This is a genomic window from Marinospirillum minutulum DSM 6287 (assembly GCF_000422325.1).
Classification (GTDB): Bacteria; Pseudomonadota; Gammaproteobacteria; order Pseudomonadales; family Halomonadaceae; genus Marinospirillum; species Marinospirillum minutulum.
This window is the reverse complement of the sequence record NZ_KE383818.1, coordinates 203,063-220,467: the sequence shown is the minus strand read 5'-3', so window position 1 is coordinate 220,467 and position 17,405 is coordinate 203,063. Positions and strand designations below refer to the sequence as shown.

At 43.4% G+C, this 17,405-nt stretch carries 20 protein-coding genes; 8 read left to right on the top strand and 12 right to left on the bottom strand.

Going from position 1 to position 17,405, the window contains the following annotated elements; all coding sequences use genetic code 11:
• Positions 1-203: 203 nt before the first annotated feature.
• Positions 204-1,127 (bottom strand): regulatory signaling modulator protein AmpE, encoded by a 924-nt coding sequence (locus H571_RS15575; RefSeq protein ID WP_051168288.1) that lies wholly within the window; start codon positions 1,125-1,127, stop codon positions 204-206.
• A gap of 21 nt (positions 1,128-1,148) precedes the next feature.
• Positions 1,149-1,700 (bottom strand): 1,6-anhydro-N-acetylmuramyl-L-alanine amidase AmpD, encoded by a 552-nt coding sequence (gene ampD, locus H571_RS0110605; RefSeq protein WP_027849290.1) that lies wholly within the window; start codon positions 1,698-1,700, stop codon positions 1,149-1,151.
• Positions 1,701-1,785: 85 nt separating this feature from the next.
• Here ampD and nadC point away from each other — a divergent pair, with 85 nt between their 5' ends.
• A complete protein-coding gene (gene nadC / locus H571_RS0110600) occupies positions 1,786-2,643 on the top strand; it encodes a carboxylating nicotinate-nucleotide diphosphorylase (protein ID WP_051168287.1) in 858 nt (285 codons plus the stop codon).
• Between the two features lie 54 nt (positions 2,644-2,697).
• Here nadC and H571_RS0110595 read toward each other — a convergent pair whose 3' ends face one another.
• The 3 genes from H571_RS0110595 to H571_RS0110585 form a co-directional block, all read right to left on the bottom strand.
• Positions 2,698-3,108: a flagellar basal body-associated FliL family protein gene (locus H571_RS0110595; protein WP_036218123.1), complete on the bottom strand. Its 411-nt coding sequence runs from the start codon at positions 3,106-3,108 to the stop codon at positions 2,698-2,700.
• A 111-nt stretch (positions 3,109-3,219) separates the two neighbouring features.
• Entirely contained in the window at positions 3,220-3,825 is a 606-nt protein-coding gene (locus H571_RS0110590) for a YjaG family protein (RefSeq protein ID WP_027849287.1), read from the bottom strand.
• A gap of 2 nt (positions 3,826-3,827) precedes the next feature.
• Positions 3,828-4,370, bottom strand: coding sequence for a gamma carbonic anhydrase family protein (locus H571_RS0110585; RefSeq protein ID WP_027849286.1), 543 nt, complete (start codon positions 4,368-4,370; stop codon positions 3,828-3,830).
• A gap of 203 nt (positions 4,371-4,573) precedes the next feature.
• Between H571_RS0110585 and prlC the strand changes: the two genes are divergently transcribed.
• Genes prlC through H571_RS0110570 form a run of 3 tightly spaced genes read left to right on the top strand, consistent with a single transcriptional unit; the run spans position 4,574 to position 8,358 of the window.
• Entirely contained in the window at positions 4,574-6,631 is a 2,058-nt protein-coding gene (gene prlC / locus H571_RS0110580; RefSeq protein WP_036218122.1) for an oligopeptidase A, read from the top strand.
• Between the two features lie 3 nt (positions 6,632-6,634).
• A complete protein-coding gene (locus tag H571_RS0110575; protein WP_027849284.1) occupies positions 6,635-7,024 on the top strand; it encodes a DUF6858 family protein in 390 nt (129 codons plus the stop codon).
• 2 nt (positions 7,025-7,026) lie between these two features.
• On the top strand, positions 7,027-8,358 hold the full coding sequence (locus H571_RS0110570) for an MATE family efflux transporter (RefSeq protein ID WP_027849283.1): 1,332 nt from the start codon (positions 7,027-7,029) through the stop codon (positions 8,356-8,358).
• Here the strand turns inward: H571_RS0110570 and H571_RS0110565 are convergent.
• The 4 genes from H571_RS0110565 to efp all read right to left on the bottom strand — a co-directional run bounded on the left by H571_RS0110565 (position 8,327) and on the right by efp (position 11,551).
• The gene (locus tag H571_RS0110565) at positions 8,327-9,592 is read right to left on the bottom strand and encodes a valine--pyruvate transaminase (protein ID WP_027849282.1); all 1,266 of its coding nucleotides are present in this window, start codon (positions 9,590-9,592) and stop codon (positions 8,327-8,329) included. The genes H571_RS0110570 and H571_RS0110565 overlap by 32 nt on opposite strands.
• 146 nt (positions 9,593-9,738) lie before the next feature.
• Positions 9,739-9,999, bottom strand: coding sequence for a YheU family protein (locus H571_RS0110560; protein ID WP_036218121.1), 261 nt, complete (start codon positions 9,997-9,999; stop codon positions 9,739-9,741).
• A 21-nt stretch (positions 10,000-10,020) separates the two neighbouring features.
• On the bottom strand, positions 10,021-10,965 hold the full coding sequence (epmA, locus tag H571_RS0110555) for an EF-P lysine aminoacylase EpmA (RefSeq protein ID WP_036218118.1): 945 nt from the start codon (positions 10,963-10,965) through the stop codon (positions 10,021-10,023).
• A 19-nt stretch (positions 10,966-10,984) separates the two neighbouring features.
• Positions 10,985-11,551, bottom strand: coding sequence for an elongation factor P (efp, locus tag H571_RS0110550; RefSeq protein WP_027849279.1), 567 nt, complete (start codon positions 11,549-11,551; stop codon positions 10,985-10,987).
• A 55-nt stretch (positions 11,552-11,606) separates the two neighbouring features.
• Here efp and epmB point away from each other — a divergent pair, with 55 nt between their 5' ends.
• Together epmB and H571_RS0110540 are read left to right on the top strand one after the other, a co-directional pair.
• Positions 11,607-12,620, top strand: a complete 1,014-nt coding sequence (epmB, locus tag H571_RS0110545; RefSeq protein WP_027849278.1) for an EF-P beta-lysylation protein EpmB — start codon at positions 11,607-11,609, stop codon at positions 12,618-12,620.
• Positions 12,621-12,663: 43 nt separating this feature from the next.
• Positions 12,664-14,328, top strand: coding sequence for a hypothetical protein (locus H571_RS0110540; protein WP_027849277.1), 1,665 nt, complete (start codon positions 12,664-12,666; stop codon positions 14,326-14,328).
• On the opposite strand, the gene H571_RS0110535 is transcribed toward H571_RS0110540, so the two are convergent.
• Positions 14,314-14,622 (bottom strand): Rieske (2Fe-2S) protein, encoded by a 309-nt coding sequence (locus H571_RS0110535; protein ID WP_027849276.1) that lies wholly within the window; start codon positions 14,620-14,622, stop codon positions 14,314-14,316. The genes H571_RS0110540 and H571_RS0110535 overlap by 15 nt on opposite strands.
• 367 nt (positions 14,623-14,989) lie before the next feature.
• Here H571_RS0110535 and H571_RS0110530 point away from each other — a divergent pair, with 367 nt between their 5' ends.
• Entirely contained in the window at positions 14,990-15,991 is a 1,002-nt protein-coding gene (locus H571_RS0110530) for a porin (RefSeq protein ID WP_027849275.1), read from the top strand.
• 248 nt (positions 15,992-16,239) lie between these two features.
• Here H571_RS0110530 and brnA read toward each other — a convergent pair whose 3' ends face one another.
• Together brnA and H571_RS0110515 are read right to left on the bottom strand one after the other, a co-directional pair.
• Positions 16,240-16,467 carry a type II toxin-antitoxin system BrnA family antitoxin gene (gene brnA, locus H571_RS0110520; protein WP_245562344.1) on the bottom strand — a complete coding sequence of 76 codons (228 nt, stop codon included), beginning with the start codon at positions 16,465-16,467 and terminating at the stop codon, positions 16,240-16,242.
• Positions 16,454-16,717 (bottom strand): BrnT family toxin, encoded by a 264-nt coding sequence (locus H571_RS0110515; RefSeq protein ID WP_027849273.1) that lies wholly within the window; start codon positions 16,715-16,717, stop codon positions 16,454-16,456. The genes brnA and H571_RS0110515 overlap by 14 nt, the downstream gene beginning before the upstream one ends.
• Before the next feature lie 435 nt (positions 16,718-17,152).
• On the opposite strand from H571_RS0110515, the gene H571_RS0110510 reads away from it, so the two are divergent.
• Positions 17,153-17,398: a ribbon-helix-helix domain-containing protein gene (locus tag H571_RS0110510; RefSeq protein WP_027849272.1), complete on the top strand. Its 246-nt coding sequence runs from the start codon at positions 17,153-17,155 to the stop codon at positions 17,396-17,398.
• Positions 17,399-17,405: the final 7 nt, after the last annotated feature.

Sequence of the window (17,405 nt, the reverse complement as noted above, 5' to 3'; positions counted from 1 at the left end):
AAATCAGATGTGACTCATGAGTCACCACTTGGCAGGGCAATTAAATTTGGTGGTTTATTTAGTAACTATGCTGCAACGCACCATACAGCAACTTGTTTCATAAGGAATTAATTGTAAATGAACCGCCCAACCAATTCTTGTAATTTTACTACAAAACGCAGTAAAAAAAAGCCCTAACCTATAAATACTAACTTTGACAAGCATTAAAACCAGAAAATCACACCTAGCGCAGTGACTGCAACCCACACTGCCAGTGACCGCCACACCCTTTCTCTTAGGTTAGCCATTTCTAGGTCGGCAGCTTCTGTCATCATCACCGGACGTTGACAATAAGAGGCTGTTGCATCATCTGCTCTACCTAGCCAGCCATAGCCTGTCATTAATTGGCGATTTAAAAACACTTCAGTTGAAAGCTTCCAGCGAAAAATATCTACAGCAAACTGACGCAAACCCAACCAAGGCTTGCCTGTTAACCCTAGCGTTAAACCCATTAACCTAGCTGCAGGCCAATGTAATACCTGCTGAAAGCGTATTACCTGTTCATCACAACAAGTTAGCGGCTGATCTTCACTAACAACTAGCTGGTTAGCCTCGTGTCGAGCGTTAGTAATTGCCTGCTCGGCTAAACGTGCTAACAAAGCACCCACTGGCCCAAGTAACAAATACCAAAACAAAACTAAAAATAAGCGATCGAAGGCAAAGACCACTAAGCGAGAAACCACTCGTGCATGCAGCTCTCTGTCACTAATAGCGTTAATAGGCTCGTCTAAAATTTCTGCTGCATAATAGCCTGCTGCTTCGTAGTCTGCCTGCCGCCAAGCCGTCATATAACGACCTACCCAAACTAAATCACAACGCCTGCCCAAGGCATAAAAAACCACTAGCAGGTGCAAACCTAAAACTGGTAAATACCAATAAACACCATCAAGCCACCAGAGCAATAACCAAAGCAACAATACCCAAGGCATACTGCTTAATAAAAAGACGGCAGAAGAACCCATTCCTTGCTTGAGACGCTTTGCAATGTAAGCTTGCCAGCTGCTGAATGCTTTATCTAAGGGCAGCGTTAACTTTTGCCCATAAAAATTACGCAGCAAAAGTACCGCTAACATGGCAAAAAACTTCATCAACAGCTCCTTATAAAAAACCTAAGAAAGAAGGGCTTGCAAGCTTTGTTTATAGCCCGACCAGTTAAAAGCACGACCTGGATCAGTTTTTCTTCCCGGCGCAATGGCATCATGACCACAAATTCGATCTTTATTCAATAATGGATAATGGTCTATTAATGCCTTAGTGACCAGAACTAACTGCTTATACTGTAATTGAGTGTAGGGCTGATTATCTGAACCTTCCAACTCTATTCCTATAGAAAAATCATTGCACTGGGTTCGTCCAGCAAAATTAGACACACCTGCATGCCAAGCTCGCTTATCAAAAGCCACAAACTGCACCAATTCACCTGTACGCTGAATTAATAAGTGTGCCGATACCTCTACACCCTCTAGGGTTTTAAAATAAGGGTGGTTATCCAGCGGCAAACAGCCAGTAAACAACTGCTCAATGGCATTACCACCATAGGTTAAGGGAGGTAATGCAATATTATGAATCACTAAAAGGCTTACTTCATCGCTGGGTCGTTCATTAAAAAAAGGCGAAGGACAAGGCCTTGCTTGGGTTAACCAATGATTTTCTATCTGCATCTAAGTTTACTCTACCCTTAACACTCAACAGCTTATGTCTCTATAATGCCTAATATTTAGTAATTAAGAAATCTGCGGAGCCAATATGCCTTTACCAGTTAAGCCGTTAATACCACCAAACCAAGAACACCTTTACCAAGAAGTGCAACAAGCGCTTGCAGAAGATATTGGCAGTGGCGACATTACAGCACAACTCATTCCTGCTGAACGCACCAGTCAAGCTAGGGTTATTACCCGTGAAGCTGGCGTGTTTAGTGGTGGGCCTTGGGTTAAAGAAGTGTTTCGACAAATTGATGCACGCGTATTTGTAGCCATGTTGGTTAAAGAAGGTGAAAGACTGGTTGCTGGTCAAACCTTATTCCGGCTTGAAGGGCCAGCCCGCGCACTTTTAACTGGTGAGCGTACAGCACTTAACTTTGTACAAACCTTATCAGCAACTGCTACCCGCTGCCGTGACTATGCCGACCTAGTAAGTCACACCCAAGTGCGCTTGTTAGATACCCGCAAAACCTTGCCTGGCTTACGTCTAGCACAAAAATACGCAGTAACCTGTGGCGGCTGTTTTAATCACCGCATGGGTTTATACGATGCATTTTTAATTAAAGAAAACCACATAGCTGCAGCAGGCAGTATAGCTAAAGCCGTTGCAGCAGCGAATAAACTAGCGCCGGGTAAATCAGTAGAAGTGGAAGTAGAAACGTTTGCTGAACTCGATGAGGCACTTGCCGCTGGGGCCGACTGGATAATGCTAGATGAGTTTTCACTTGAAGAAACACGCAAGGCCGTTATTCATACCCAAGGAAAAGCAAAACTTGAGGCCAGCGGTGGTATTAACAAGCGAACCCTAGTCGCCATGGCAGAAACAGGCGTGGACTATATTTCACTAGGCATCTTAACCAAAGATATTCAAAGCCTAGACCTTTCCATGCGCATTACCAATTAATAAAAAAACACGGTTTAACAACCCTTGAGCGTTAAACCGTGTTTTTACTAAAAGCTAGTTCTGGTAAATAAAGTTAGTAAACAAAACTTCTTCAATTAGTGGCACACCCACCTCACGAGTAAAAGCTTCATGCAAACCTTGCAGCAACTGTTGGCGTATCCGCTCTTGCCCTGCAGAAGTCACCACATTATTTTCATTTTGTCGCGATAAAATAAGCACTATAGTATTGCGTACTAACGCTAGCTGCTGCTCAACAATTTGCTGAGCCTCCAACCCCTCAACCATAAGGGTAATATCTGCTTTCACATACTTTAAACGACCAGGGCCGCCATAGTTAGTAACAAAGGCAGGTTGTAAAGGAACATAAAGTGTATTGGACAAACTTACTTCATCTTCTGCCACCACCCCAGAAGGCGCAGCAAACAACCCTAGAGCCAACACAACCAACAAGGCACTAAAACGCATAATTTACTCCCTGAAATACTAATCTTATATAGCCGTTGTAAGCTTAGCGGCAAAACACTCACAAGACTAACTTAAACCTAAAACAAAAACTGTATAAAAGCTGTAAAGCTATTAATCTAAACCAATACCCAAATTACTAAAACCCTGATTGTACGCTAATTCACGTAACTGACGAATTAGCACCGGATGGGGCAAGTTAGCCGAAGTTACCTGAGCTAACAACGCATCTTGAAAAGCATTTTCATCATCCATTAAAGGTTGAACCCTTAACCAAGCACTTTCTTGTTCTTCATCAAAGGTTTCAGGTAATTGCTTTATTAAAAACTGACGAACAGTAGAACGCGATAATTTACTGGCCCGAATGGTATTCTCTTCATCTGGCTGCAAGGCTTGCTCAATAGCCAGCTCAACAGCCATTGCCGCATCTAAAGCAGGGTAAACGCCATAAATCTCATAGGCATCAGGGTCTGGTTGTAGCTCAGCCAGTTTTTCTTGTTGTACAGCCCAATTAACCTTTGCTTCTTTAGATAACTGGCTTTCCCACAACAAACCTAAAAGTTTATTTAAAGCACCGGCATCACCAAAATCGACTGCTTCACAAAACAACTGATAATTAAGTGCACTACGTTGTGCCAAAGCAGTTATAAAAACCCATTGTTGCCAAGGGCTTAAGCTTCGTAAACGCTGATTAAAAGACAAGGGTTTAGTTGCGGTCATTGTTAAGCTTCCCAGTTTTCAGCACGATGTTTAGCCTGCAAAGCAACATAGTTAGCTGCAGAATAACTAAAAAATGCCCGCTCTTTTTCAGTTAATTCACGCATTTTACGTGCTGGGTTACCGGCATAAACATAACCGCTACACAGTGTTTTACCTGGTGCTACTAGCGCACCCGCCGCTATGATTACTTCATCCTCTACGGTAACACCGTCCATCACTAGTGCACCCATACCCACCAAAATGCGGTTACCTAAAGTACAACCATGCAAAATAGCCTTATGCCCTATCGTTACTTCATCACCAATAGTGAGCGGAAAACCATCCGGGTTAAAGTCACTGGCATGAGTAATGTGCAACACCGCGCCATCCTGCACACTGGTTGCTTTGCCTATACGAATAGAATGCATATCCCCACGCACAACTGCCATAGGCCAAACTGAAGCACCTTCGCCTAGTTCAACATCACCCATCACCACAGCGGTAGGATCAACAAATACATTTTTGCCTAATTTAGGTGTAATACCCTGATAACTTCTTATGGTCATTAAAACTTCCAGAATTTGGTTTAAGTTAAAAAGCTTAGTTTACCTTAGTTAATGGCCAGCGTAGGGTAAAATGATTTATTCAAAACCATCGGTACTATCCGTGTAATCCGTGTAATCCGTGGCTAAGAAAAGCCCTGAGTTGAAACTTGCCTGCTTTGCCCTCACCTTCTACTAATAACCAGTCGTTTTTTATGGAGCTTTTCATGACTAGCAGTAACCCTTTACTGAAGATCACCGATTTACCACCTTTTGATAAAATTCTGCCTAAACACGTTGTTCCAGCGTTAGAGCAACTTTTGGCAGAAAACCGCTCCACTGTGGAAACCACCTTAAAAGCAGTCGAAGCCTCTGACAACCCAACTTGGCAACAACTCATTACCCCCTTAGAGGAAGCGGCCGACCGCCTAGCTAGAAGCTGGTCACCCGTAAGCCATTTAAACAGCGTTAAAAACAACCCAGAGCTACGTGAAGCCTACCAAGCCTGCTTGCCCAAACTTGCAGAATATTCCACCTGGTTTAACCAAAACCCAGATTTATTCAAAGCCTATCAAGCCTTGGCTAACAACCCCAAAGCACAACTCAACCTCGCACAACAAAAGATGCTAAGCAACGCCCTTAGAGATTTTCGCCTAAGTGGTGTAGACCTACCCGAAGCAAAAAAACAACGCTTTGCCCAAATTCAGCAGCGCCTATCCGAACTAAGCAATAACTTTTCTAACAATTTATTAGATGCCACCCAAGCCTGGACTAAGCTAGTTACTGATGAAAGTCAGCTTAGCGGCCTTCCAGAAAGTGCCAAAGAATCGGCAGCCGCAGCAGCCAAAGAAAAAAATCAGCAAGGTTGGTTATTCACCCTCGACTTCCCCAGTTTTCAACCTGTTATGACCTATGCCGACAACCGTGAACTGCGCCAAGAAGTGTATACCGCCTTTGTAACCCGCGCTTCCGATCAAGCACCTGCTGGTCAAAAATCGAGCGCCAGCCAGTGGGATAACGCGCCTTTAATGGAAGAAATTCTGGCATTAAAAGAAGAGAAAGCACAACTACTAGGTTTTGAATCCTACGCCCACCTTTCTGTTGAAAAGAAAATGGCGCGTAGCCCAGAAGAGGTGATGGAATTCTTACAAAACCTAGCGGCTAAATCTTACCCCCAAGCCAAGCAGGAATTTGCTGAACTAAAAGAATTTGCCCAACAGCTAGGTGTGGATAACTTAGAACCTTGGGATGTAGGTTATTACTCAGAAAAGCTTCGCCTAGAACGCTACGCCCTTAGCCAAGAAGAACTCCGCCCTTGGTTTCCTGCTGAAAAAGTTATTCAAGGCCTATTTAAAGTGGCAGGTCAGCTATTTAATGTTGAGTTTAAAAAAGATACTCAAGTAAGCACTTGGCATAAAGATGCCCACTACTACCAAGTGCTGCGTAAAGGTGAACAAATAGCTGGATTTTATTTAGACTTATACGCCCGCGAAGGCAAGCGTGGTGGCGCTTGGATGGATGTCTGCCGTGATCGCCGCCGCACCACTGAAGGTAAAATTCAGTTACCCGTTGCCTATTTAACTTGCAACTTTACCCCCCCCGTTGGCGAACAACCCAGCCTACTAACGCATAACGAAGTGACCACCCTCTTTCACGAGTTTGGTCATGGCTTACATCACCTGCTTACTCAGGTTGAAGTCGCCGATGTTGCAGGTATTAACGGTGTGGCTTGGGATGCGGTAGAGCTACCCAGCCAGTTTATGGAAAACTTCTGCTGGGAAAAAGAAGGCCTAGACCTAATGACCGCCCACGTAGAAACAGGCGAACCCCTACCCCAAGCCATGTTTGATAAAATGCTGGCTGCCAAAAATTTCCAGTCAGCCATGCAAATGGTGCGCCAGCTAGAATTTTCTATATTCGATTTCCGCCTGCACCTAGAACTAAAACAACACAAAGCGGCAGCCATTCAAGCCCTGCTTAATGAAGTACGCCAAGCGGTAAGTGTTGTGCCCACAGCAGCTTTCAACCGCTTTCAAAACGGTTTTGCACACATTTTTGCTGGTGGTTATGCTGCTGGTTATTACAGCTACAAATGGGCTGAAGTATTATCTGCCGATGCGTTTAGTGCTTTTGAAGAAGAAGGCACTTTTAACCCGCAAACGGGTCTACGCTTCTGCCAAAGTATTTTAGAAAAAGGCGGCTCACAAGACGCTATGGAACTTTTTATAAACTTTCGTGGCAGAGAACCTAAGATAGATGCCCTACTCAGACACTCAGGAATTTAAACCATGCAATTTACTAACTTTATGGAAAAGTACCCTACTCACCATGTAGATATTTTAAAAAGCGACACTCCATTTGCTAGTGTGGATGACTTTATGCAGTTTTTTAGTGAAAAAGTGGAAAACAACCCTTTAGCACAAAAAATTGCCGAGTTTGATCATTACGCCCACACCAGTTCTCTGCCAGAAGGTGAAATAGCACCCAATATAAAAGCAGCTAAACAGCTTATTTTTTGCTTTGGTATTAAGCTACCTAACCCACTAGCCATGGCACCCCGCCCACGTTCTATTAGCATTTGCGAACTAGAAGACCGTTTTACTATCGCCTTTATGGAAGCACCCAACCCAGCCATGCATAAAACCATGTTGGAATGGGTAGCAGAGCTAAAAAACTAGGCATGAATACCTGCCTAATAAAAGAAAAAGGGTTGGGTAAAACCCTTTTTCAAATGACCTGGCCAATGCTCTTTGGCGTATTGGCCTTAATGAGTTACCAACTAGTCGATGCTGCTTGGATTGCCATTTTAGGAGTCGATCCACTGGCAGCCTTGGCTTTCACCTTGCCGGTACAGCAAATTCTTATTGGCTTACAAATAGGTTTAGGCATAGCCACCACTGCTATTATTTCTCGCACCCTTGGCGCAAATAATCATCAGCGAGCTAAACAACAAGGTGGGTTAATTCTACTTATTGGCACAAGTTTGTTAGCGCTACTAAGCCTAATTATTTGGTTAAGCAGACACCTTATTTTAAATTTTTTAGGTGCCGATGCTAGCCTGCTACCCATGATAGAAAGCTACTGGGTACCTTGGTTACTGAGCGCTTGGTTAGGCGCTGTTATTTACCTAGGCTACAGCCAACACCGTGCCAATGGCGATACCCGCTTTACTGGTTTAATGATGGTGTTGGTAAGCTGCCTTAACCTAATTTTAGATCCACTCTTCATTTTCACCTTTGGCTGGGGCTTAAATGGCGCAGCTTGGGCAACCGTGGCAGCTTTTACACTGGGTGGAATATTTACCTTTCCACGCCTATGGAAAAGAAACCTCATTAGCTTAAATTTTACCCAGCTTAATCGCTTAGCCGAAATACGCGGCCTATTTGCTATGGCAGGTCCAGCAGCCCTTAGCCAACTGATGCCAGCCGTTGCTGCACTTTTAGCTACGGGGCTAGTGGCAAGTTTTGGTGTTGCTGCAGTGGCAGCTTGGGGTTTAGGTGCGCGTTTAGAAATGTTCTCTCTAGTAATAGTGCTGGCACTCACCATGTCTTTACCGCCCTTACTAGGTCGCTTTGCGGGTGCTAAAGATTGGCAAGCCATAGAAGAGTTAATTCGTTTAGCGGTGCGTTTTATTATTGTTTGGCAACTAGCCATAGCCGTTATTTGGTTAGCCCTAAGCAAACCTTTAACTCAGCTACTCACTAAAGACATTGAAGTTTCTACCCTAGTGATGGATTACCTGCTAAAACTACCCTTTAGCTATTCAGGGCTAGGGGTTTGCATTCTTATGGTTTCCGCCAGCAATGCGTTAGGCTTACCCGTAAGAGCGTTAATTATTTCTATTTTGCGTCTATTTGTTTGCTACCTACCCTTTTTGTGGGCAGGCGCTTATTTAGGCGGCATCAACAGTTTATTTACCGGCGCTTTGGTAGGGAATTTATTGGCCGGCATTTTAGCTTGGCAAATGTATCAACAAGGGCTTAAACACCTGCGCTTGCAAAAGCCTGCTTAACTTCTTCAGCAATCATTCTTATGCCTGCGGCTACCTGCTCATCGTCTTGAGAATAGGTCACTCTCAGGCATTCATGGCGGTGTGGCCAGTCGCCCTTATCTTCCATACCCGGAAAAAAGTAATGCCCAGAAACCACCAGCACACCGCGTGCTTTTAAGCGTAAGTAAAGCTCATAGCTAGAAATGGGTAAATCAGGAAACCACAACCATAAAAACATAGCGCCTTCTGGCTGGTGCACATACCAAGGGCAGTCTTCTGCTAAAGCTTCGTTTAATACTGCAACGGCCTTGTGCATTTTAGCTTCGTACCAAGGGCGTACTTCTTCACGGCTTAAACTTAAAATTTCACCACTTCTAACTAGTGGCTCTACCAGTTGTGGGCCAAAGCTGCCCGTAGCTAAGTTAATAATGGCATTAGCGCCACTTAAAGCACGAATAATTTCAGCCTTAGCAATAACAATGCCCGTGCGCACCGCTGGCAAGCCTAATTTAGAAAGGCTTAAACACAAAACCACCTGCTCATCCCAAAAAGGCGTTACTTGGGTATAAATTAATTCAGGAAAAGGGCTGCCATAAGCTCCGTCTAAAATTAATGGAATATCCCACTCACCAGCTAACTTATGCAGTTTTTTTACTTCCTTGTCTGTTAGTACATTACCTGTGGGGTTGGTTGGGCGAGAAACACAAATAGCCCCTACCTGCTCGTCTAGTTCTAGCTTTTCAAAATCGACTCGGTATTTAAATGTGTGGTTGCCCAAGTCTTCAATAACTGGCTTAACACTACGAAAAGTATCAGGTCCTAAACCAGCATCGGCATAACCTAAATATTCAGGCGCTAGGGGTAACAAAATTTGTTTTTTGCCACCTGCTTGTAAAGGCCCAGCAAACAAATTAAACAACATAAAAAAGGCCGCTTGGCTGCCATTGGTTAAAGCAATGTTTTCTGGTGTTAAGCCCCAATCATAGGTTGCATTAAGTAAATCGACCAAAGCTTTAATAAAAGTTGCTTCACCCTGAGGCGCATCATACATACCAACCAAGCGTTGAAAAGCAGCAGGGTCGTTTGCAATGCTTAATAGCTCTTCACGCAAGCGTTCCTGCACAGGCGCTAAATGGCCTGGGTTACCACCACCCATCATAATCATAGGCTCATCGCCTGCCAGCGCCTTACCTAAATCATCCATTAGGCTGTTAATACCCGCTTGTTCAGAAAACTTATGTGCAAATTTTGTCATTTTAAACTCTCTAAACCTAAACCCTTAGACAATCACAAAATGTCAGCCTAAAGACTGACCTACAAAACCTAAAAAACTCGCCAGCCTAAAGACTGACCTACAAATCAACCACCTGTAGGTTGGGCTTTAGCCCAACAAAACTGGCTTTAACCTAAGCCTTCAATAAAGCTTTTGGCTTGTTTCAAGGTCATTACTTCGGTGGTTTCAGTTTCTATATCATGCAGTATTACTAGCTCACCTTTACTTAACTGCTTTTTTAAGTCTTCAGTCCAGTTAGCTAGGCCTTCTTCTGTGGTGGTGTCGTAACCTTGGCGGGTTACAAAAACTTCCAACAAAGCGTTTAGTGTTTCGGCTTCTAATAAAGAAAAAGGAATTTCCACAAAACGATGATAAGTCACTGAATCCATAATTTACTCTAAAGTCGTTATTTACCAACGGTAAGCACTAAAGGTTTGCACTTCATCTAAACTCGCCGCCCCCCTAGCCAACATAATTAACCGATCAAAACCTAAAGCAATGCCACTGCAATCAGGCAAGCCCTTTTCTAAGGCTGCCACCAACTTAGCATCAGCGGTTACTTGGGGTTTACCCAAGGCAAGGCGCTGGGCATTGTCTGCGGCAAAGCGAGCGGCTTGCTCACTGGCAGAGGTGAGTTCTTGGTAAGCATTGGCTAACTCTAAGCCGTTAACATACAGTTCAAAACGACTAGCCACTGGGTTGCCATAAGCATCTGGGTGAATTTGGGCTAAGGCGGCTTGGTTAGCTGGAAATTCATAAAGAATAACCCGATTTAGGGCTTTTAAGGCGGGTTCTAATACATGGCTAACCAGTAAATCTAAACAAGCATCCCTATCTAGCTGTTCAGCTGCTATAGCTGAAACCGCTACGCAGGTTTGGCGTAATTCAGCCAAACTAGCAGTAAAAGGATTTAAACCAACATAATCTATAAAAGCTTGGCGGTAAGTCATACGCTGGTAACTAGCTGCACCTAACAAGGCATCAACCAAAGCACAGCATTCAGCTTCTAGTTCAGTTAAATTCCAACCAGGACGGTACCATTCCAGCATTAAAAATTCAGGGTTGTGCCTTTGGCTAAGCTCCCCATTACGAAAGCAGGAGCCTAGCTGATAAATTGGCCCACTGCCTTCAGCCAGCAAGCGCTTCATATAAAACTCAGGTGACGTTTGCAGGTATAACTGCTGGGGCAAGACTGAACCACCCTCTAACTGGGTAATAAAAGAATCAAGCAGCGGATCTGTCGAACCGGCAGGTGCAAGCACAGGGGTATTAACTTCTAATACACCTCGGCTATTAAAAAAATGCCGAGTTGCAGCTAGCAGCTCGGCACGTTTTGTTAATTTTGCTAGTAGCACAGTTACTCCACCGCTAAGGTTAGGCGCGGCTAACGTACTCACCCGTGCGAGTATCTATTTTTAGCAAGTCGCCTTCATTAACAAATAAAGGCACACGCACAACCGCACCCGTGGGTAGCGTTGCAGGCTTAGAACCACCCTGAGCCGTATCACCTTTAAGGCCTGGGTCGGTTTCAGTTACCGGTAAAACAATAAAATTAGGTGCGGTAACACTAATAGGTGCACCGTTATAGAGAGTAACAAGGTAAACTTCCTGCTCTTTAAGCCACTTGCTCGTTTCACCTAAAGCTTTGGCATCAGCACCTATTTGTTCAAAAGAGCCATCGGTTTTCATAAAGTGCCAGAACTCACCATCGGTGTAGAGATACTCCATATCGGTATCCATAACATCGGCGGCTTCTACACTTTCACCCGATTTAAATGTTTTTTCACCTACTCGTCCAGAATTTAGGTTACGGTACTTAACACGCGTAAATGCCTGACCTTTACCTGGCTTGATATGCTCAACATCAATCATTGAGCAGGGGTCTGCATCCAGCATAAACTTGAGGCCACCCTTAAATTCGTTAGTTGCGTAATTCGCCATAAAATAAGATCTCTAGAATTAATTGATATAGAACAGACATTAGAAACGGTCACTTATGATACCCAAAACCAGCGAAACTCACCACTGGAGCGACGAACTAAAACGCGCACTTGTCGATCCTTTAAGCCTGTGCCAGCAGCTTAATATTAATCCGCAACAGCTACCAGGCGGTATAGAAGGCTTAAAAAAAGGGCAACAACTCTTCAAAACACTAGTGCCCCAACCCTTTATTAAACTCATGCAGCAGGGCAACCCACGAGACCCTTTGCTACTGCAAGTGCTACCCCTAGGGGCTGAAAACCAAGCTGTAACGGGCTTTGTTACCGACCCTTTGCAAGAAAGCAAATACAACCCCCTACCCGGATTAATCCATAAATACACCTCTAGGGTACTACTCACCACCAGTGGTGCTTGCGCTGTTAACTGCCGTTATTGTTTTCGCCGTCACTTTCCCTATGCCCAAAACAGCCTTAGCTCTAGCGGTAGCCAAGCCATTTTAGATTATTTACAAAAGCACCCTAAAGTAAATGAAGTCATCTTTTCTGGTGGCGACCCTTTAGCCACACCCGATACACGCCTAGCAACCCTAGTTAAGCAACTAGAAAGCTTACCGCAACTAAAGCGTTTACGTATTCATACCCGTTTGCCCGTAGTTATTCCCTCACGCATTAATACAGAATTTTTAAACTGGGTAACCAAAACCCGATTAACCCTAGTTATGGTGTTACACATTAATCACCCGCAAGAAATCGGAGCTGAATTAATTCAAGCCCTTGGCAGGTTAAAAAGTGCAGGGGTTAGGTTACTTAACCAAAGTGTGCTTTTAGCAGGCATAAATGACCAAGCCAGTATTTTAGCAGAGCTATCAGAAGCCCTATTTACCCAAGGTGTAATGCCCTATTATTTACACACTTTTGACCCTGTAGCCGGAGCAGCCCACTTTGCAATAGATGACAAACAAGCGCGGCAGATTTATGCTGAACTACTAGCAGAACTACCCGGCTTTTTAGTACCCAAACTTGTAAGGGAATACCCAAACCAGCCTGCTAAAACCCCCCTAGGGTGGTAATAACTTGGTAAACCGGCTGGCACTTAATTAGGAGCAAACACCCATGAGCCTGTTACTTTTTAATCTTCCTGAACTTAACCGTGATCAACTTAGCTTTTGTGAATTGCGCTTAGATGCTGTGGAGAACTGGCTCAAAAAACTGCCCTTAGCTCACTCAGAAGCTAGCTGCCAACAACTAACCCAGTTTTTAGAAGAATTTAACCAGCTAAACTTTCTACCCCTGCGCCGTTTAGAATGGTTAAACCTTATTCAGCCGCGAGTAAAACAAATTACCCAAAGCCTAGATACCGGCAGCCACTTACAGCAAGAAGGTGATTTAGCCCAGAAGCTACAACACCAACTAGCCCAAGGTTATAAACGGGTAGTGAATGATCTGTTAAAACTAAGAGAACAACTAGCCCCACCCCTTTTAGCTCGCAGCCTATTACAAGCCCTATTCAGCGCTCTACTAGAAAGCGGTGCCCTAATTCTTAGGTCTTGCTTATTAAGCGTTAGTGCACCAGCCAATAGTTGGGCAGAGCTTAATTTGCTTTATCACCTAGCCTGCCAAAGCCGTTTACAACAGAAAGACCGGCAAACAACCAGCCCAAAAAACTGTGAACAAGCTTATTTTCAGGTGGTTTTACTAGCGCTTATTCAAGCAGAAACCCTACGCAGCGATGAAATTACGTTAATTTACCCACTACTAGGGCAATGGGCACAGCTACTTAACCGCCTAGCAGAAGACCACCCTAACCAACTCTTTGTTATAAGTGCAGCTAACCAGTTTGTACCCAAACGAACCAACCCCAAAAACAAACCAACAGAAGAACCAACCAGTGCAGCTTCAAAAGCCAGAGGTTTAAGTTTAGACACACGCATTTTAACCGAAACACTGAATGCCAGCTTAGCGCACACCAGCTTAAGCAAGCGCCTTACCCAACACCTAGCCACCAGTTTAGGTGAAGTACACACCCGCATAACTCCCCGTGTGGATACTAACGACCCCATAGAACTGGTACTAGGTTTACGTAGCGTGCACTTTCATATGAACAACAAGCGCCCACTAGAAAGCCTAGTGGCAGGCAGCAACCTCAATAAGCAAATAAAAGACAACCCCTTTTTGTCGACAACCCAAGACGACCCTTGGGACGCAGCTTTTGATGCAGGTGAAAACACCAGCAATGGCTATATGCAAGCAGTAGAAATAGAAACCAACCTAAGCACATCCTTAGATGAAGAACTAAACAAACGCCACCCTATTTATTCATTAGAACAGGTAAACGCCAGTGCAACGGGTTATTGTATTTTTTGGCAGGGCGAAGAAGTACCCCTATTAAAAACCGGCGAGCTAGTGGCTTTTAGAGAACAGCCCAGCGACCCTTGGCAAGCGGGTTTAATTCGTTGGGTAAAAGATGCAAACCAAGGGTTGCAAATGGGCATAGAGCGCCTAGGCGGTAGAATGCAGCCCTGTGCGGTTAAACCCATTATAAAAATAGGTGAACCAAGAGACTTTATGCCCGGTTTTTTAATTCCAGAACTGCAAGTGCTTGGCATTCCTGCTGGTTTAATAACGCCCCTCTTACCCTTTCGTGAAGGGCAAAAAGTTGAAATTAGCTATAGCCAAGGCGTAGAAAAAGCCAAATTGGTTAAGCTAATTAGCAGCCCAGGGGCATTTAATCACTTCGAACTAGAGTCACTCGGCACAAGGGGTTTAAGCCTGCACTAAAATAATGCCCGCTTCACTTTTCACCTTAAAGGTTTCTATATCGCTATAAGCAGGTGGAGTAAGCACCTTGCCACTACGCAAGCAAAAGCGCGAGCCGTGGCGTGGGCAAATTAATAAGCCAGCTTCAATGCAGCCACCTTCAAAACCCCGACCATCGTGAGAGCAAGCATTAACCACCGCTAAAAGATCGCCTTCGGCACGGGCAACCAGCACTTCATCGCCATCATCGTTTTCAACAACAACAAACGTACCCTCGGCTAGTTCCTCTTCTTTACACACCGCTATCCACTGCATTTATTATTCCCCCCGCTTATTTTCAGAATAAGCTTTAGCTATTACTTAACTGTCATCTAACAGCAACAAAATACAATTACGCTTAAGTTAGTATAATCCACTAATTCAAGGTCGGTCTTTAGGCCGACCTATTTAACCCAAACTCTAGCGTAAATACTAAGCAAACTTATACTTATGCCATAAATATTACTGATAACAGGAGGAAAGTCTTAGTAATCATCCAACAAGGGGTTGCATTATTCTTAAATAGTAACTATTGTTATCTGGCGAAAGATTTTTGGACTAACCATTCTAAAAGACTTAGAAATCTTAAACGAAGGTTAGAACAATTTGTACTGGATTAATCCATTTTAAATAGGAAGTAAAAATGAAAAAGACGTTAATTGCTGCATCTATCGCTGCCCTTGCAGCAACCTCTGCTAACGCTGCAGTAAAAATTTACGAATCTGAAACAGGTTCACTTTCTAGCTACGGTAAAGTACAGCTAGAACTGGAGAACCGCGATGGTGAAAACACCATTCAGAACCAAGGCTCGCGTTTAGGTTTTTCTGGTGATACACAGCTAGATAACGGCATGACCGCTTTCACTAACTTTGAATTCCGCTTCCAGCCTGGCGTTAAAAACAACGTTTCTACTGGTGGAGCTGCTGGTAGCGACTGGACTGTACGTAACTCTTACTTAGGTGTTAAGGGTGACTTTGGTTCGATTAAAGCCGGTAACTTTGATTCAATTACCTACACCATGGTGACTTCACAAGCTGACATCATGGAAAACGCAGGCTACCGTTCACTTGATAGCGGTGATGTAAACGCTCATGGTACTGCCATTGCTTACGAAACCAATGATATTTCTGGCTTCAAGTTTGGTTTAGGTATTAAGCACTATGCTTCTAATAAATCAAACTATGCTGGCGCAGGCGCTCCTTTAGATTCAGCTAGTGGTGATGAAGAATGGAATATCCAACTAGGTGCCACCTACCAGCTAAATGATGAACTAAGCTTTGGTCTAGCTGTAGACCAAAATAACGAAGATGGTAGAGCAGCTGGCAATGGTAAAGACCCTATCATTGCTGCTAGCGCAATGTATGCTACTGATCTTTTTGGTGCAGGTGTAGTTGTAGAAAGCAATGATGACGCAATGGTTGCTAACCTAACTGGCTCTGTAAACTACGGTGCAGGTGATGTTTACGCGCTAGTATCTTTTGTTGATGATGGCAACGAAACAGGTGTAGATTTTGGTCTAGGAGCTAACTACAAGCTAGCTAAAAACTTTGTAACCTACGGTGAAGTAGCTGTTGGTAACGATAAAGATGCGCTTACTTTAGGTGACCTATCTATTGTAACCTTGGGCGCTGCTTACAAGTGGTAAGCCCCACTAGTTAATTGGCTTAACGGCTAATAACTAAACAAAACCGACCTCAAGGGGTCGGTTTTTTTTATGCCCAAAATTAACCATCAAAAACTCCATACAAGGTCGGCCTACATTTTTGTTAAGCTAACTTGGTTAATCGCTGCATTTTTTTCTCCTCTTGGATTTGATCAACCAAGGTTTGAACTGAAGCTCGAGTGGTGGTGGCAGTTTAATCATCCAATCTAAGATATTAAAACTAGGTTTTTTTAGGGTTCAAGGTGTTGTGCAAGGAACATTTTCATAATTGCTTGCCTAGCGACCCCCAGTTTTTTTGCTTCTAAATCAAGTTGTTTTATCATCCAAATAGGTAAGTCTAAATCAACTTTTTTTTGTTCAATGTTTACTCTTTTTCCTTTGGAGGTATCTATGTAAGCACTAATGTCTTGGCCATCATCAAACATTTTATCTAGCTCTTCTGCTTTAATGGTTTTCATACAGGTTAACCTCTTCTTTTTTTGACCTTCTTACTGAAATCAGCCTTATTTTTTTATTACGGCAAGTAAAAATAGCTGAGTAGCTTTTATTTTGAATCTTGCCTATAGCAATAAACCTTTCTTCAGTAACGTAACTCAAGGGAAAAGTGACTAGGTGTTTATCTTTCCATAAGTCTTGTGCTTGCAAAAAGTCTAAACCGTGCTTTGCTTTGTTGGAGGCTGATTTTTTATTATCAAATTCAAATTTCATTGGTCTTACCCAGCTTTTATTTAAGTATAGGATAGCCTGTTTTATCTTTGTATGACAAAGAAGCTTTTTAAATTATTAGCCACAGATTACACGGCTGGGTAGGTTTGTAGGTTGCGGCTTTAGCCCAACTTGTCGGCCTGAAGGTCGACCTACATTTTTGTTAAGCTAACTTGGTTACTCACTGCGCAGTTGAATAACTTTCTCTAGTGGTAGGTTTAATACTTCGGCTATTTGCTCTTCGTTAAGTACACCGAGTGATAACAGTTGGCGAGCAGAAGCTAGTTTTAATAGCTCATTGTTTTTGATACGTTTAGTTTTAATTTGTGCCTAATTAACTGACTGTCTCTGGAAACCAGTGGGGTTCAATACTTGCTTGAAGTTGGTGCATTATTGGTGTAACAATGCACCATAAGTAACGCTAGGAGGACTAACACCATGGCTCGACAAAGTATTACATTCACCCCACCTAATGATGATTGGCTAAAAGTACAAGTTGAGAGTCAGGAGTACAGCAGTAAAAGTGAAGTAGTGAATGACCTTATTCGCAAAGCTCGGCATCAGCATGAAGAAGTTGAGGCGATACGTGCCAAGCTTATTCGTGCCGAAAAGAGTGGTTTTACTAAACTTACTCCTGAAATAATCCGCGAAAATGCAAAAAAGCACTTAAAAAGTAATGACTAAATATACT

What these genes read in the sequence shown, in the direction of transcription:
- H571_RS15575 (WP_051168288.1), bottom strand. Translation starts at nt 1,127, where the DNA reads ATGAAGTTTTTTGCCATGTTAGCGGTACTTTTGCTGCGTAATTTTTAT.
- ampD (WP_027849290.1), bottom strand. Translation starts at nt 1,700, where the DNA reads ATGCAGATAGAAAATCATTGGTTAACCCAAGCAAGGCCTTGTCCTTCG.
- nadC (WP_051168287.1), top strand. Translation starts at nt 1,786, where the DNA reads ATGCCTTTACCAGTTAAGCCGTTAATACCACCAAACCAAGAACACCTT.
- H571_RS0110595 (WP_036218123.1), bottom strand. Translation starts at nt 3,108, where the DNA reads ATGCGTTTTAGTGCCTTGTTGGTTGTGTTGGCTCTAGGGTTGTTTGCT.
- H571_RS0110590 (WP_027849287.1), bottom strand. Translation starts at nt 3,825, where the DNA reads ATGACCGCAACTAAACCCTTGTCTTTTAATCAGCGTTTACGAAGCTTA.
- H571_RS0110585 (WP_027849286.1), bottom strand. Translation starts at nt 4,370, where the DNA reads ATGACCATAAGAAGTTATCAGGGTATTACACCTAAATTAGGCAAAAAT.
- prlC (WP_036218122.1), top strand. Translation starts at nt 4,574, where the DNA reads ATGACTAGCAGTAACCCTTTACTGAAGATCACCGATTTACCACCTTTT.
- H571_RS0110575 (WP_027849284.1), top strand. Translation starts at nt 6,635, where the DNA reads ATGCAATTTACTAACTTTATGGAAAAGTACCCTACTCACCATGTAGAT.
- H571_RS0110570 (WP_027849283.1), top strand. Translation starts at nt 7,027, where the DNA reads ATGAATACCTGCCTAATAAAAGAAAAAGGGTTGGGTAAAACCCTTTTT.
- H571_RS0110565 (WP_027849282.1), bottom strand. Translation starts at nt 9,592, where the DNA reads ATGACAAAATTTGCACATAAGTTTTCTGAACAAGCGGGTATTAACAGC.
- H571_RS0110560 (WP_036218121.1), bottom strand. Translation starts at nt 9,999, where the DNA reads ATGGATTCAGTGACTTATCATCGTTTTGTGGAAATTCCTTTTTCTTTA.
- efp (WP_027849279.1), bottom strand. Translation starts at nt 11,551, where the DNA reads ATGGCGAATTACGCAACTAACGAATTTAAGGGTGGCCTCAAGTTTATG.
- epmB (WP_027849278.1), top strand. Translation starts at nt 11,607, where the DNA reads ATGATACCCAAAACCAGCGAAACTCACCACTGGAGCGACGAACTAAAA.
- H571_RS0110540 (WP_027849277.1), top strand. Translation starts at nt 12,664, where the DNA reads ATGAGCCTGTTACTTTTTAATCTTCCTGAACTTAACCGTGATCAACTT.
- H571_RS0110535 (WP_027849276.1), bottom strand. Translation starts at nt 14,622, where the DNA reads ATGCAGTGGATAGCGGTGTGTAAAGAAGAGGAACTAGCCGAGGGTACG.
- H571_RS0110530 (WP_027849275.1), top strand. Translation starts at nt 14,990, where the DNA reads ATGAAAAAGACGTTAATTGCTGCATCTATCGCTGCCCTTGCAGCAACC.
- brnA (WP_245562344.1), bottom strand. Translation starts at nt 16,467, where the DNA reads ATGAAAACCATTAAAGCAGAAGAGCTAGATAAAATGTTTGATGATGGC.
- H571_RS0110515 (WP_027849273.1), bottom strand. Translation starts at nt 16,717, where the DNA reads ATGAAATTTGAATTTGATAATAAAAAATCAGCCTCCAACAAAGCAAAG.
- H571_RS0110510 (WP_027849272.1), top strand. Translation starts at nt 17,153, where the DNA reads ATGGCTCGACAAAGTATTACATTCACCCCACCTAATGATGATTGGCTA.